Source organism: Telluria sp. RT2P19 (genome assembly GCF_059685725.1).
In genome coordinates, this window is the sequence record NZ_JCASIL010000004.1 from 33,850 (window position 1) to 47,929 (window position 14,080).

The 14,080-nt window shown below is 66.3% G+C and carries 14 protein-coding genes; 6 read left to right on the forward strand and 8 right to left on the reverse strand.

Annotated elements, in window-relative coordinates; genetic code table 11:
• Window positions 1–53 precede the first annotated feature (53 nt).
• Complete coding sequence (locus tag AC56KW_RS06385) at window positions 54–746, reverse strand: DUF2076 domain-containing protein (RefSeq protein WP_497169902.1); 693 nt, start codon at window positions 744–746, stop codon at window positions 54–56.
• Window positions 747–863: 117 nt separating this feature from the next.
• Here AC56KW_RS06385 and AC56KW_RS06390 point away from each other — a divergent pair, with 117 nt between their 5' ends.
• Window positions 864–1,271: a VOC family protein gene (locus tag AC56KW_RS06390; protein WP_497169903.1), complete on the forward strand. Its 408-nt coding sequence runs from the start codon at window positions 864–866 to the stop codon at window positions 1,269–1,271.
• A gap of 88 nt (window positions 1,272–1,359) precedes the next feature.
• Complete coding sequence (locus AC56KW_RS06395) at window positions 1,360–1,896, forward strand: DUF2058 domain-containing protein (protein ID WP_497169904.1); 537 nt, start codon at window positions 1,360–1,362, stop codon at window positions 1,894–1,896.
• Window positions 1,897–1,933: 37 nt separating this feature from the next.
• Here AC56KW_RS06395 and AC56KW_RS06400 read toward each other — a convergent pair whose 3' ends face one another.
• From AC56KW_RS06400 to xapA, 7 genes are all read right to left on the reverse strand, one after another.
• Window positions 1,934–2,260 carry a hypothetical protein gene (locus AC56KW_RS06400; protein ID WP_497169905.1) on the reverse strand — a complete coding sequence of 109 codons (327 nt, stop codon included), beginning with the start codon at window positions 2,258–2,260 and terminating at the stop codon, window positions 1,934–1,936.
• Between the two features lie 76 nt (window positions 2,261–2,336).
• Window positions 2,337–2,741: a cytidine deaminase gene (locus AC56KW_RS06405; RefSeq protein WP_497169906.1), complete on the reverse strand. Its 405-nt coding sequence runs from the start codon at window positions 2,739–2,741 to the stop codon at window positions 2,337–2,339.
• 10 nt (window positions 2,742–2,751) lie between these two features.
• On the reverse strand, window positions 2,752–4,074 hold the full coding sequence (gene deoA, locus AC56KW_RS06410; RefSeq protein ID WP_497169907.1) for a thymidine phosphorylase: 1,323 nt from the start codon (window positions 4,072–4,074) through the stop codon (window positions 2,752–2,754).
• Between the two features lie 150 nt (window positions 4,075–4,224).
• Entirely contained in the window at window positions 4,225–6,603 is a 2,379-nt protein-coding gene (locus AC56KW_RS06415) for an aldehyde dehydrogenase family protein (RefSeq protein WP_497169908.1), read from the reverse strand.
• A 14-nt stretch (window positions 6,604–6,617) separates the two neighbouring features.
• The gene (deoC, locus tag AC56KW_RS06420) at window positions 6,618–7,574 is read right to left on the reverse strand and encodes a deoxyribose-phosphate aldolase (protein WP_497169909.1); all 957 of its coding nucleotides are present in this window, start codon (window positions 7,572–7,574) and stop codon (window positions 6,618–6,620) included.
• Window positions 7,571–8,764: a phosphopentomutase gene (locus AC56KW_RS06425; RefSeq protein ID WP_497169910.1), complete on the reverse strand. Its 1,194-nt coding sequence runs from the start codon at window positions 8,762–8,764 to the stop codon at window positions 7,571–7,573. Before AC56KW_RS06425 ends, deoC begins: the two co-directional genes overlap by 4 nt.
• Window positions 8,765–8,786: 22 nt before the next feature.
• Window positions 8,787–9,629 carry a xanthosine phosphorylase gene (xapA, locus tag AC56KW_RS06430; RefSeq protein ID WP_497169911.1) on the reverse strand — a complete coding sequence of 281 codons (843 nt, stop codon included), beginning with the start codon at window positions 9,627–9,629 and terminating at the stop codon, window positions 8,787–8,789.
• Between the two features lie 279 nt (window positions 9,630–9,908).
• Here xapA and AC56KW_RS06435 point away from each other — a divergent pair, with 279 nt between their 5' ends.
• The 4 genes from AC56KW_RS06435 (at window position 9,909) to AC56KW_RS06450 (ending at window position 14,071) form a co-directional block, all read left to right on the forward strand.
• Entirely contained in the window at window positions 9,909–11,021 is a 1,113-nt protein-coding gene (locus AC56KW_RS06435; RefSeq protein WP_497169912.1) for a carbohydrate kinase, read from the forward strand.
• Between the two features lie 20 nt (window positions 11,022–11,041).
• Window positions 11,042–11,959 carry a pseudouridine-5'-phosphate glycosidase gene (locus AC56KW_RS06440; RefSeq protein WP_497169913.1) on the forward strand — a complete coding sequence of 306 codons (918 nt, stop codon included), beginning with the start codon at window positions 11,042–11,044 and terminating at the stop codon, window positions 11,957–11,959.
• A 15-nt stretch (window positions 11,960–11,974) separates the two neighbouring features.
• Window positions 11,975–12,883 (forward strand): LysR family transcriptional regulator, encoded by a 909-nt coding sequence (locus AC56KW_RS06445; RefSeq protein ID WP_497169914.1) that lies wholly within the window; start codon window positions 11,975–11,977, stop codon window positions 12,881–12,883.
• 192 nt (window positions 12,884–13,075) lie between these two features.
• Window positions 13,076–14,071: a polyprenyl synthetase family protein gene (locus AC56KW_RS06450; RefSeq protein WP_497169915.1), complete on the forward strand. Its 996-nt coding sequence runs from the start codon at window positions 13,076–13,078 to the stop codon at window positions 14,069–14,071.
• Window positions 14,072–14,080: the final 9 nt, after the last annotated feature.

Consider the following 14,080-nt stretch of genomic DNA (forward strand, 5'->3'; position numbering starts at 1 on the left):
GTCGACGAGTCGCCGTCATCCTTGCCTGCAAGGAGCATGCACCGATCCCGGGATCAGCCGAACAGCCCTTCATCGGAGCCGTCGCCATCGAAGAAGCCGCCCAGGCTATCCTCGTTACTGTTGTCGGCCAGGCTCTCGTCGGCGCCGCCCGGCTCGTCGATGGCGCCGATGCCGGCCTGGTCGGCCAACGCCCCGCCGCCGGCCGCCTCGGCCGCGCCACCCCCGGCGGCATTGTCCGCCAGCAGATGGTTCGAGGCGCCCTGCCCGTCATTGCTCAGCAGGTTGCCGATGCCATGGAACAGGAAGCTGCCAGCGGCCACGCCGGCCGCCGTCGCCGCTACCGTGCCGAGCATGCCGCCGCCGGCGCCGCCCAGGAAGCCGCCCCCTTTCGCGGGCTGGGCCTGCGCTGCGGACCCGGTCGGTCCGTTTTGCTGGTAGGCCCCCTGCTTGACTCCCGGGACCGGATTCGATGGCGCGCCCTGCGCGGAATTGCCCCATTGGTTCGCGTCGAGGAATCCCCCACCGCCCTTGGCGCCCTGGTTTTCGAGTTCGGCGATACGGGCCCTGGCATTGCCCAGCGCCTGCTCCACCAGTAGCGCGCGCTGCACCAGCAGGTAGGCCGCGTCCGGCTGCTGGGCCACGGCGCGCTGGATCAGCGCGTTCGCATCGGGGTCCTTCGTGACGCCCCTGGCCTCGACGAGCTGGCCGAGGAAGTCCTGCAAGGTTTTTTCGTCTGACGGATTCATGGCGGGCTCCTGTTCAAAGTATGGCTATCCCTTATATTGTGGTTCAGTTGTCCAGATTTCAAGCGACTAGCCGGCCTGCGTTACCATCGAAGGCGGCCCAACTCACAGGAGATTGCAATGAGCTCGACCGTTGTTCCCTGCCTGCGCTACCGCGACACTCCCGCCATCATGGAGTGGCTTTGCAAAAATCTTGGTTTTGAACAACGCCTGGTCATAGCTGGCAGGAACGCGGAGATCAGCCATGCCGAGCTTACCCTGGGCGACGGCATGGTGATGATCGGCAGCCAGGCGGACGATGCTTACGGCCAACTGCTGACCACCCCAGGGCGATCCGGCGGCCTGCAGACGCAGACCATCTGGATCCATGTCGACAATGCCGACGAAGTCTATTCGCGCGTGGTCGAGAGCGGCGCGACGATCCTCATGAAGATCGATGACGTGCCGCAGGGCGGCCGCGCCTTTGCCTGCCGCGACCCGGAAGGCCATGTGTGGCAGGTCGGCACCTACGATCCCTGGCAGGCCTGACGCTCGCCCGGGCGCGGCTAGTTTGCTATGCTAGCGAACGGTCGCCGCTCCGCCGCGAGCGGCATTCATCATTTCAAGGAAGCACAACATGGTCTCGCTGCAAGAGCAGTTATTGAAAGCCGGCCTGGTCGACAAAAAGAAGGTCAAGCAGGTCAACCAGGACAAGAGCAAGCAACACAAGGAAGTGTTGCGCACCGGCGTGGAAAAAGTCAACGCGTCGCGTGAAGCCGCGCTCGAGATGCAGCGCAAGAATGCGGAGCGCGCGCGCGAGCTGAACGCCCAGCGCGACGCCGACGCCGCCCAGAAGGCCATCCTGGCGCAGATCGCCCAGCTGGTGCAGCAGAACAAGCAATCCAAGGGCAAGGGCGACGTCCCCTATAACTTTACCTTCGGCACCAAGATCGAGCGCATCCACGTGACGGCCCAGATCGTGGAGCACCTGGTGGCGGGCCGCCTGGTGATCGTCCACATGAACGGCAGCTTCGAGCTGGTGCCGCGCGTGATCGGCGAGAAGATCGCCCAGCGCGACGCGTCGATCGTGGTGCAGATCAAGAAGAAGGTGCAGGAAGTCGAAGAAGACGATCCTTACGCGGATTACAAGATTCCTGACGACTTGATGTGGTGATCAATGGCGGCCCGGCCGGGGCCGCCATGGCGAAACGCTATTGTTTCGTCTTGTCTTCCACGTCTTGCGTGTCCGACCGGGTCTTGTTCGGGGCCCGTTCCCGTTCCCTCTTCGGCTGGCCCAGGCCGGATGCCGTGGTTTCCTGCTTGCTGCTGCCCTGGAAATCAGGATCCACGATATTCGCGCTTTCCGGCCCTTCGGCGGCCGGGTTCTCGCGTTTGTCGCGCTCGGTATTGGCCGGAATCTGCCGATCGACATTGCCGGTTCTCGTTGCCTCGGTGGTATGCGAACCGGTCTTGTCCGCCTGGGCCGCGGCGCTCGCCGCGATGACGAGACCACTTAACAGGACGATGACTTTCTTCATGGCTTCCTCCAAATCAACGTTGGTCATGCAAGGATGTCATCACAGTGGTGGCCGAATCCCGGATCACAAGGCCTGTTCAATGTCCCAGGTCACGTCCGCCGAAAGCATTCGGCAGTTGCGCCGCCGCGGTGGTCTCGAACAGCGCGCCTTCCAGGTTGGTCAATACCACCGGTAATGCGTTGCCGCCGAGCTCCAGGATCACCTGGCGGCAAGCGCCGCAGGGCGCGATCGGACCCTCGGTCTGGCCAATCACGGCCAGCGCCGCGAAATCGCCCGGCTGGTAGCCGGCGGCGATGGCGCTGAAGAAGGCGGTGCGCTCGGCGCAGTTGCACAGGCCATAGGCGGCGTTTTCCACATTGCAGCCGCGAAAGATGCGGCCGTCCCGGCACTCGAGCGCCGCGCCCACCTTGAATTGCGAATACGGCGCGTAAGCCAGTTCGCGCGCGGCGCGCGCCTCGTCGATCAGTTTCGTGTATTTCATGTTTCTACTCTCAAGGACGGATGGTGCGGTGGATCATCGGCTGCGCGGCCGGTTTCCCGGCGCCGATCCGATAGGCGGCCTGCACCTGGCGGATGGCCTGCTCGGCGGCTTGTCGGGTACGCGCGTGCACCATCGCCAGCGGCTGGCCGACGGCGATCTCGTCGCCCAGTTCGACCAGGCCGGTGAGGCCGACGGCGAAGTCGATCGCATCCTGCGGACGCACACGGCCGCCGCCCAGCGCGACCACGGCCAGGCCCAGGTCGCGGGTGTCGACCGACGTCGCGTAACCTGCTTGCACGCTTGGCGCCGGCACGATGACCGGCGCCGTTTCCAGGTACGCATCCGGCTTGTCCATCAGGTCGGCCGGGCCGCCCAGGGCGCTCACCATGCGCGCGAAACGCTCGGCCGCTTCGCCCGAATCCAGCGCGCTCTGCAGCTTGGCGTGAGCTTCGTCATCGGTCAAGGCCAGGCCGGACATCACCAGCATCTCGGCGCACAGCGCCATCGTCACGGCGTGCAGGCGCGCCGGGCGCGCCTTGCCGGTCAGGTAGTCGATCGCGACGCGCACTTCGACCGCGTTGCCGGCCGCGTGGCACAGCGATTCGTCCATGCCGGTCAGGATGGCCGAGGTACGGGTGCCGGCGCCGTTGCCGACGTTGACGATCGATTCGGCCAGCTCCAGCGATTTCTCCGGGGTCGGCATGAAGGCGCCGCTGCCGACCTTCACGTCCATCACCAGCGCGTCCAGGCCCGCCGACAGCTTCTTCGACAGGATCGAGCCGGTAATCATGGCCACCGATTCCACGGTCGCCGTGGTGTCGCGGATGCTGTAGAAGCGCTTGTCGGCCGGCGCCAGCTGGGCGGTCTGGCCGATGATGGCCACGCCCACGTCCTTGACCACCTGGCGGAATGTGTCCGGGTCGGGCACGGTGCTGTAGCCCGGGATCGCATCGAACTTGTCGAGCGTGCCGCCGGTATGGCCCAGGCCGCGGCCCGAGATCATCGGCACGAAGCCGCCGCAGGCCGCGATCATCGGTCCCAGCATCAGCGAGACCACGTCGCCGACGCCGCCGGTCGAATGCTTGTCGACCACCGGACCAGGGAGGTTCAGGGATTTCCACTCCATGACCTGGCCCGAGTCGCGCATCGCCAGCGTGAAGGCGACGCGCTCGTCCATGGTCATGTCCTTGAAGTAGACCGCCATCGCGAACGCCGCGATCTGGCCTTCGGTCACGCTGCCGTCGGGGATGCCGCGTACGAAGAACTGGATCTCTTCGGCGGAAAGGACACCGCCGTCGCGCTTCTTGCGGACGATTTCTTGGGGGAGGAACATAATGAACGTTACTTTCAGGTGTTAGCTTCAAAACGTCATTCCCGCGGAAGCGGGAATCCAGGGCGTCAGCGCAATGCTGGCTGGCCTGGATTCCCGCATGCGCGGGAATGACCTTGCTTCGGGTTGTCGGTAGGTCGACGCTACGGTGTCTTATACGCCGTACGGAATCCAGACATTCTTGACCTGGCTCGCATGCTGCAGCACCGCGCGGCCGCAGGCCTGCTTCACATCGAACCAGTCGCGGCCACGGGCGCCGCCGGTCCAGGTGCGCTTGAGCGAATCGCTTGATAAGCGCTCGACTTCGGCGCAACCCTCGGCCGAACCGTCATGGCGCCACACCGCATCGATGTCGCCGTGCGACGCCAGCGTACGCGCCAGCTCATCGCTTGATCCGGTGACGATATTCAGCGCGCCTCCCGGCAGGTCCGAGGTATCGAGCACCTGGTACAGGTCGATCGCCGACAGCGGATGCTGCTCCGACGGCACCGCCACCACCCGGTTGCCCAGCGCCAGCGCCGGCGCGACCAGCGAGATGAAGCCCAGCAGCGGGCTCTCGTTCGGGCACACGATGCCGATCACGCCGACCGGCTCATTGAGCGCCACGGTGATGCCGTGCATCGGCGGCTGGTGCGCCGCACCGTCGTACTTGTCGGCCCACGCCGCCCAATAGAACAGGCGCTCGATCGAGGCGGCCACTTCGCGCGCCGCATCCTTCGAGCCGGTCTGCTGGGCGATGCGCTGCGCGAATTCGTCGGCGCGGATCGCCAGGTTCTCGGCGATGTAGTACAGCACCTGCGCGCGGTTGTGCGCGGTCGCCTTGGCCCAGCCGGCCGCCTTGTGCGCCGCCTCGACGGCGTTGCGGATGTCCTTGCGGCTGCCTTCGCCGATATCGGCCAGGAACTCGCCATTGGCGCCGTTGATGGCGCGGCTGTAGGCGCCGTCCGGGCGGGCCTGCTTGCCGCCGATGTACAGCTTGGCGGTGCGGTCGACCGCGAACGGGCTGTCTTGCGGCGCTGGCTGGGCCTTGGCCTTCTCGGCCATCACGGGAGCGGAAGGACGCGCATCTTCGGCCAGCGGCACCAGGTACTCGAACATGCCCTCTTTACCGCCTTCGCGGCCGTAGCCCGATTCCTTGTAGCCGCCAAAGCCGCAGGCGGCGTCGAACTGGTTCGCGGTGTTGATCCACACCACGCCGGCCTTGATCTGCGGGACGACGTCCAGCGCCAGGCTGATCGACTCGCTCCACACGCAGGCCGCCAGGCCGTACACGGTGTTGTTGGCCAGTTGCACCGCCTCGAGCGGGGTGCGGAAGCTCATCGCCACCAGCACCGGCCCGAAGATCTCGGCCTGCGCCACGGCGTTTGACGTCGAGGCGCCGGTGATCAGCGTCGGCAGGTACCACGAGCCGGTCGCCGACAGCTCGGCATCCGGCTGCCACACTTCGCAGCCTTCGGCGCGGGCCGACTCGACCAGGCCGTGGATGCGCTGCTGCTGCACCGGATCGACCAGCGCGCCGATATCGTTCGACTTGTCGAGCGGCGAGCCGACGCGCAGGTTCTGCATGCGCGCCTTGACCTTGCCGATGAAGCGGTCGTACACCGATTCCTGCACCAGCAGGCGCGAACCGGCGCAGCACACCTGCCCCTGGTTGAACCAGATCGAATCGACCAGCCCCTCGACCGCCGCGTCCAGGTCGGCGTCGTCGAACACGATGAACGGCGACTTGCCGCCCAGTTCCAGCGACAGCTTCTTGCCGCTGCCTGCGGTGGCCTTGCGGATCAGGCGGCCGACTTCGGTCGAGCCGGTGAAGGCCAGCTTGTCGATGCCGGGGTGGTTTACGATCGCCTCGCCCACGCGGCCATCGCCGGTGACGATATTGACCACGCCGGCCGGCACGCCGGCACGCTGGCAGATCTCGGCGAACAGCAGCGCGGTCAACGGCGTGTACTCGGCCGGCTTGAACACGACGGTATTGCCGGCGGCCAGTGCCGGCGCGATTTTCCACGCCAGCATCAACAATGGGAAGTTCCACGGCACGATCTGGCCGACCACGCCCACGGCGCGGTAGTCGGCGAATTCCTCGGACTGCAGCTGGGCCCAGCCGGCGTGATGGTAGAAATGGCGCGCGGCCAGCGGCAGGTCGGCGTCGCGGGTTTCGCGAATGGTCTTGCCGTTGTCGAGGGTCTCGAGCACGGCGAACAGGCGCGCATGCTTTTGCAACAGGCGCGCCAGCGCGTACATGATTTTTGCGCGGCCATGGCCGCCGAGGGCGACCCAGCCCGGCTGCGCGCGGCGCGCGGCGGCGACGGCGCGGTCCACGTCGGCATCGAGCGCTTGCGTGACCTGCGCCAGCTCGGCGCCGTCGGCAGGGTTATTGGTGGCGAAGGTCTCGCCGGCGTCGCTCCAGGCGTTATCGATGAACAGCCCGAAACGGCGGCCGTGCTGGTCCAGCCACGCGAGCGCTTCCTTGGTGCTTTCAGGTGCGGGACCGTAATCCATGGTGTTGAGAATCTCTTTGATTGTTGGCATGACGGGTCCGGTTGTTATGGTTGCGCGTGGCGATGGGCGGCCGAGTAGTTCCCGGTCACGTAGTGCTCCAGCTGGCGCTCGATGTCGGTCAGCAGGCTGGAGGCGCCGATGCGGAACAGGTGCGGCTGCAGCCAGTCATTGCCCAGTTCTTCCTTCATCACGGTCAGGTATTGCAGCGCCGACTTCGCGCTCGACACGCCGCCGGCCGGCTTGTAGCCGATCTGGAAGCCGGTCTGCTCGTGGTAGTCGCGGATCGCGCGTACCATCACCAGCGACACCGGGATGGTCGCGTTGACGCCTTCCTTGCCGGTGGAGGTCTTGATGAAATCCGCCCCGGCCATCATGCACACCATCGAAGCCTTGGCCACGTTTTCCAGGGTGACCAGGTCGCCGGTGGCGAGGATCGCCTTCACGTGCGCTTCGCCGCAGGCCTGGCGGTAGGCCACCATCTCGTCGTACAGCGCCTGCCAGTTCCCCGTCAACACGTGCTGGCGGGTGATGACGATGTCGATCTCCGTGGCGCCGGCGGCCACCGACAATTCGATCTCGCGCAGCTTGGTTTCCATGCTCGACAGGCCGGCCGGGAAAGCGGTCGACACGGCGGCGATCGGCAGGCGGCCCTGGATCACTTTCACCGCCGGCTGGATCATCTCGTGGTACACGCACACGGCGCCGGTCGACAGGGTCTCGAGGCCGAGGGCCTGCATCAGGTCGGCGCGCAGCGGACGCATGGCCTTCATGCACAGGCGCTCGACGCGGCCCGGGGTATCGTCGCCGCTCAGGGTGGTCAGGTCCATGCACTCGATGGCGCGGACCAGCCAGGCGGCCTGGTATTGTTTCTTGACCGTGCGGCGGTTGGCCAGGCTGGCGGCGCGGCGGTCGGCCGCGTTGCGGTTGACCTTGACGCTGCCCACCAGGCCCAGGTCCAGCGCAATGCCGGTATTACGTTTGAAATCCAGGGGCTGGCTCATAACAGTGCGGTTCCGTTCGAAAGTGGTTTGACGCCGAGGTGCTTGGCCAGGGTGGCGCCGATGCTCGAGAAGGTGTCGGCGGTCGGCAGTTCCTGCGCCTGCACGCCAGGCCCGAAGAAGATCATCGGGATGTGTTCGCGGGTGTGGTCCGAGCCTGGCGCGGTCGGGTCGCAGCCGTGGTCGGCGGTGATCACGACCAGGTCGCCGTCCTTGAGCTTGGCCATGAATTCGGGCAGGCGCGCGTCCAGCTCGTGCAGCGCGTTCGCATAGCCGGCGACGTCGCGGCGGTGGCCGAAGTGCATGTCGAAGTCGACGAAGTTCACGAAGGTGAGCGATTTGTCGCCCGCTTCATCCGCCACTTCCAGCAGGCGGTCGAACAGCGCCATATTGTCCGGGCCCTTGACCAGGCGGGTGACGCCCTGGGCCGCGAAGATGTCGCTGATCTTGCCCAGCGCGATCATCTCGCCGCCGGCATCCTTGACGTGGTCGAGCAGCGTCGGTGCGATCGGCGGCACGGCGTAGTCGTGCCGGTTCGCGGTGCGCTTGTAGTCGCCGTTGGCGCCCACGAAAGGACGCGCGATCACACGGCCGATGTTATATGGCTTGACCAGCTCGTAGGCCGCTTCGCAGACCTGATACAGGCGCTCGAGGCCGAAGTGTTCCTCGTGCGCCGCGATCTGCAGCACCGAGTCGGCCGAGGTATACAGGATCGGCTTGCCGGTGGCGACGTGCTCGTCGCCCAGCTCGTTGATGACGGTGGTGCCCGAGGCGTGGCAGTTGCCCAGCCAGCCCGGCACGCCCGTCAACTCCTGCAGCTTGTCGGTGAGCGCTTGGGGGAAAGATGGAACGGTTTTTGGAAAATAACCCCAGTCGAACAGCACCGGCACGCCGGCGATTTCCCAGTGGCCGCTTTGGGTGTCCTTGCCGGTCGACTGTTCGCGCGCGACGCCCCAGGCGCCGGTGAAGCCTTCGCGCTGGTCGAAGCCGGGCGCCCACGCGCCGCTGGCCTTGTGCGCGGCGGCGGCCAGGCCCAGGCGTTCGAGGTTCGGCAGCGACATCGGCTTGCCTTCTTGCGCGGCCCACTCGGCGATGTGGCCGAAGGTGTTGGCGCCCGTGTCGCCATATTTGTCGGCGTCGGGCAGTGCGCCCAGGCCGAAGGAATCAAGCAGGAGGATGAATGCGCGTGACATGGTCTTCGCTCTTCAGATGGAGTTAAGCGTCCGCGCGCGGGGTCGAACCGACGCGCTCGATGTAGGCGTGGATCAGCGTCACCATGTCCTTGGCCGCGACCGCCGCGTACTTCAGGGTCTGCTCGTGCGACAGCGCGAACGGCGACAGGCCTTCGGCCAGGTTGGTGATGGCCGAGACGGCGGCGACCTTCAGGCCGCAGTGGCGAGCGGCGATCACTTCCGGGATCAGCGACATGCCCACGACATCGGCGCCCAGCGTCTTGAACGCGCGGATTTCGGCGACCGTCTCGAAGTGCGGACCGGCGGCGGCCAGGTACACGCCTTCGTGCAGCGTGATGCCCTTCTCAGCGGCGACCGCCTTCACGTGCTCGCGGGTCTCGGCGTCATAGGCATTCGACATGCTGAAGAAGCGCGGGCCGAAGCGCTCGTCGTTCGGACCTGCCATCGGGCTGCCCGGCAGGAAGTTGATATGGTCGGTAATCGCGACCAGGCTGCCGGCGTCGGCTTCGACGCGCAGCGAACCGGCGGCGTTGGTCACGAACAGCAGTTCGCAGCCGATCTGCTTGAGCGTGCGGATCGCCGAGGTCATCACGCCAGGGCCGTAGCCTTCGTAGAAGTGGCCGCGGCCCTTCATGCAGGCGACCGGCACGCCGGCCAGAAGGCCCAGCACCAGTTCGCCGGCGTGGCCGTGCACGGTGCTGATCGGGAAGCCCGGCAGCTCGGCGTAGCTGATCGACACGGCATCCACCAGTTGTTCGGCCAGCACGCCCAGGCCGGAACCGAGGATCAGCGCCACACGCGGCGCGAAATCTGGCTTGCGGGCGCGGATGATGTCGGCGGCTTCGAATGGGGTATTGCTGGACATGATATTCCTTGTTGAATGCTGGGAGTGGATCGCGGATGAGAGAGGCAGGAGCCCGGCGCGCGCGCGCAGCGCACTTGGACAACTAGATATTATAACTATGCATGAATGCCGATATGTATGGCAAATACACTTTTTCTTCCCGATTTATATCTTTTATGGATAAATCATGCGGTACCTGCAGAGGTGCTTACACTACGTGAAAGATTCGTTGACAGCCCCAAAACAATTGTCTAGGATAATTGTACATTTGTTTTATCCGCCTGACGGCGCACGAACACGATGCCGAAAAAAGAACAGTTATACGAGCTGATCCGTTCTAATCCCTTCATCTCGCAGCAAGACCTCGCCGGCCACCTGGGCCTGTCGCGCTCCGCGGTCGCCAATTACATCGCGACGCTGGTGCGCGAGCGGCGCATCCTCGGCCGCGCCTATGTGCTGCCCGACCACCGGCCGATCCTGTGCATCGGCGCCGCCAATCTCGACCGCAAGCTGCGCACCCTGGGCAAGCTCGCCCTCGGCACATCGAACCCGGCGCGCCAGACCGAATCCTTCGGCGGCGTGGCGCGCAACATCGCCGAGAACCTGGCGCGCCTGGGCGCGCCCACGGCGCTGGTCACGGCGGTCGGCGGCGATGCGTCCGGCCGCGCCCTGCTCTCGTACGCCGACGAAACCGGCATCGACACCCGCGGCGCGCTGCGCGTGGACGGCGCCGCCAGCGGCACTTATACCGCGGTGCTCGACCATGACGGCGACATGCGCGTGGCGTTGGCCGACATGGAAATCAACGAAGCGCTCACCCCCGACTTCTTCGCCACCCGCGAGCAGCAGCGCGCCGGCGCCGCCCTGATCGTGGCCGACCTGAACCTGCCGCGCGACTCGGTCGCCGCCCTGCTCGAAGGCAGCCGGCGCGATGGCGTGCCGATGGTGATCGTCGCCGTCTCCGAACCGAAGATCGAGCGCCTGCCGCGCGAACTGAATGGTCTGCGCCTCCTGATCCTGAACCTGGGTGAACTGGCGGCGCGCGTGGGGCGCCCGCTTGCGACCGAGACCGACATCGGCGCCGCCTGCGCCGAACTGCAGCGCGACGGCGTGCAGGACGTGATCGTCACGCGCGGCGCCCAGGGCGTCATGTTTACGCGTGCCGGCGGCCCGCGCTTGCTGGAGGCGCCGGCGGCCGCCCTGCCCGCCGACATCGTCGACGTGACCGGCGCCGGCGACGCCTTCGCCGCCGCCGTCTGCTGGAGTCTGTACAACGGCGAGCCAGACCTGGAACTGGCCTGCCGCCGCGGCCAGACGCTGGCCGCCATGACCATCGCCTGCGCGCACACCGTTTCACCGCAACTGGCGCCGGGACTGTTCGACAGCCCGGTGCACGACATCGTTACCGACTGAATAAAAGTAGAGACCCGCTCATGCAATCCTTCCTCCTGCTCTCGCCCGAAGTGGCGGCCGCCCGCACCGCCGGCAAGCCGATCGTCGCCCTCGAATCGACCATCATCTCGCACGGCATGCCTTACCCGCAGAACGTGCACACCGCGCGCGAAGTCGAGCAAATCATCCGCGACGCCGGCGCCGTGCCGGCCACCATCGCCATTATCAAAGGCAAGATCTGCGTCGGCCTCTCGGAAGACCAGCTCGAGACCCTCGGCGCGTCGCCCGACGCCATCAAGGTCAGCCGCCGCGACCTGCCCTTCGTGCTGTCGCAGGGCCGCCTGGGCGCGACCACCGTCGCCGCGACCATGATCTGCGCCGAACTGGCCGGCATCGAGGTCTTCGTCACCGGCGGCATCGGCGGCGTGCACCGCGGCGCACAAACCAGCTTCGACATCTCGGCCGACCTCCAGGAGCTGGCGCATACCAGCGTGGCCGTGGTGTGCGCCGGCGTGAAGTCGATCCTCGACATTGGCCTGACGCTCGAATACCTCGAGACCCATGGCGTACCGGTGCTCTCCGTCGGCCAGCCGGGCTTTCCCGCCTTCTTCACGCGCGACAGCGGCTACCAGGCCGACTTCCAGCTCGATACGCCCGAAGAACAGGCGTCCTTCATCCGCACCAAGTGGCAGCTCGGCCTGAAAGGCGGCGTGGTGGTCAGCAACCCGGTACCCGCGGACGAGGCGATGGCGCAGGACGAAATCGACAGCATCATTACCCAGGCGTTGAGCGAAGCCGACAGCCAGGGCGTGGCCGGCAAGCAGGTCACCCCCTTCCTGCTGGCCCGGATCAAGGAACTGACGGGCGGGCGCAGCCTGGCCACCAATATCGCGCTGGTCAAGCACAACGCCCTGGTCGGGGCGCGCCTGGCCGTGGCGCTGAACCACAAGGCCGCCTGACACGACCGGGCCGCCATGTCGATCGACCTGAAACAACTGAAGTACTTCCTGGCGGTGGCCGAAGAAAAAAGCTTCAGCCGCGCCGCCGAACGCCTGCACATCTCGCAGCCACCGCTCTCGCAGCAGATCATGAAGCTCGAGAGCGAACTGGGTGTGAAGCTGTTCACCCGCACCACGCGCAGCTTCGAACTGACGGTGGCCGGGCGCGCGCTGATGGTCGAGGCGGCCGAGCTGCTCGGCAAGATGCGCATGACGATCGACACGATCCGCCAGATCGACCGCGGCGAGGTCGGGCGGCTGCGGGTCGGCATCGTCGGCTCGGCGATGTGGGGGCCGATCCCCGGCCTGCTGGAGCAGTTCCAGAGCCAGTTTCCGCGCGTGACCTGGACCATCCACGAACTGGGCCCGAACGACCAGTGGGAAGCGCTGCGCAACAAGCAGATCGACGTCGGCTTCTGGCGTGAGCCGCGCATCGAATCGGATGTGCTCAAGCAGGCCAACCTGCGCCAGGAACTGTGCTTCAGGGAGCAGTTCTGCGTGGCGGTCAACGCACGCCACCCGCTGGCCGGGCGCGAGTCGATCGCCCTGCCCGAGATCGCGGGCGAGCCGATGCTGACCCTGCACCTGGACCAGTCGGCCGAGCCGCGCTACCTGATCGGGTGCTGCGTCAATGCCGGCTTCCAGCCGACCATCTTCCAGGAGGCGGCCGAGCCGCAAACGCTGCTGGCCATGGTCGGCGCCGGCCTGGGCGTGGCCCTGATGCCTGAAACCACCAGCCGCATCGGCTGGCCCGGCGTGCGCTTCCTGCCGATCCATGCCCACGCGCCGTCGGCCAACCTGTACATCAGCTATCCGGCGCTCGACGACGCGCCGGTGGTGCGCGCCTTCCTCAAGATCCTGTTCCCGGACCAGCAGCCAGACTGAACGATTCGGGCGCGACCGCCCGTCCACCGGGTGCGCGGCGAACCGTTTTTGTCCCGCCACAATTGCCGTAATGAATTTTTCGGCATGTTTTTCAAGCAAAACCCACCGCACGATTGAGCTGGGCCGAGTATTTTTTAACAATACCTCCGGTATGATGATTATCAAGTTCATCAACATTCCATGGAGGCTCGCATGACGACAGCATCACCGCGGTACGACGGGCTTCGCCTGGAACAGTTCGATGGCCCGCAGACCGATGACATCGCGGCCCTGCGCCTCGCCGTCGACCAGCGAATCGAGCAATTATTGACCGGGAACGGCGCGTCCGACCAGCTATCCAGGGCGATGCGCGTCTCCGCGCTCAGCGCCGGCAAGCGCATGCGGCCATTGCTGCTCATCCTGGTTGCGCGCGACCTCGGCTGTTCGTCTCCGGCCCTGATCGATGTCGCCTGCGCGGTCGAGATGGTGCACGCCGCATCGCTGATCCTGGACGACCTGCCCTGCATGGACGACGCCAGCTTGCGCCGCGGCAAGCCTGCCATCCATATCCAGTTCGGCGAAGACGTCGCCATCCTTGCCTCGGTCGCCCTGCTCAGCCGCGCTTTCGGGGTGCTGTCGCAGGCGCAGGACATCGCTCCCGCCACCCGTGCGCGCCTGGTCGCCACCCTGGCCCAGACGGTCGGCGACCAGGGCCTGGTGCGTGGCCAGTTCGAAGACCTGCACGGCGGCGCGCGTTCGCCCGAGGCCATCGCCACCACCAATGAACTCAAGACCGGCCTGCTGCTGGGCGTGGCGGTCGACATGGCCGCCATCATCTGCCATGCCGACGACAAGGTCGCGCAGCAGTTGCGCGCCTTCGCGCTGGCGGCCGGCCAGGCCTTCCAGATCAAGGATGACTTCCTGGACGGCAAGGACAGCGCCGTGACCGGCAAGGACAGCGGGAAGGACGTCGGCAAGGCCACCCTGATCAATACTCTGGGTCGCGACGAGGCCAAGCGCCGCCTGGCCGCCTGCCTGCTCGAAGCCGACCGCTGCCTCGGCGCCGCCATCGGCGCCAATGGCCGCACGCGCCATTTCGTGTCCCAACTATTTGCCAATGAAGGCAAGGCCAGGCGCTTCGCACCCGAGCTGGCCAAGGCGCGTGAAGCGCGTCCGAGCGCCCAGCTGGCCGAATTGCGCCTTACCTGAGCGGCGAGG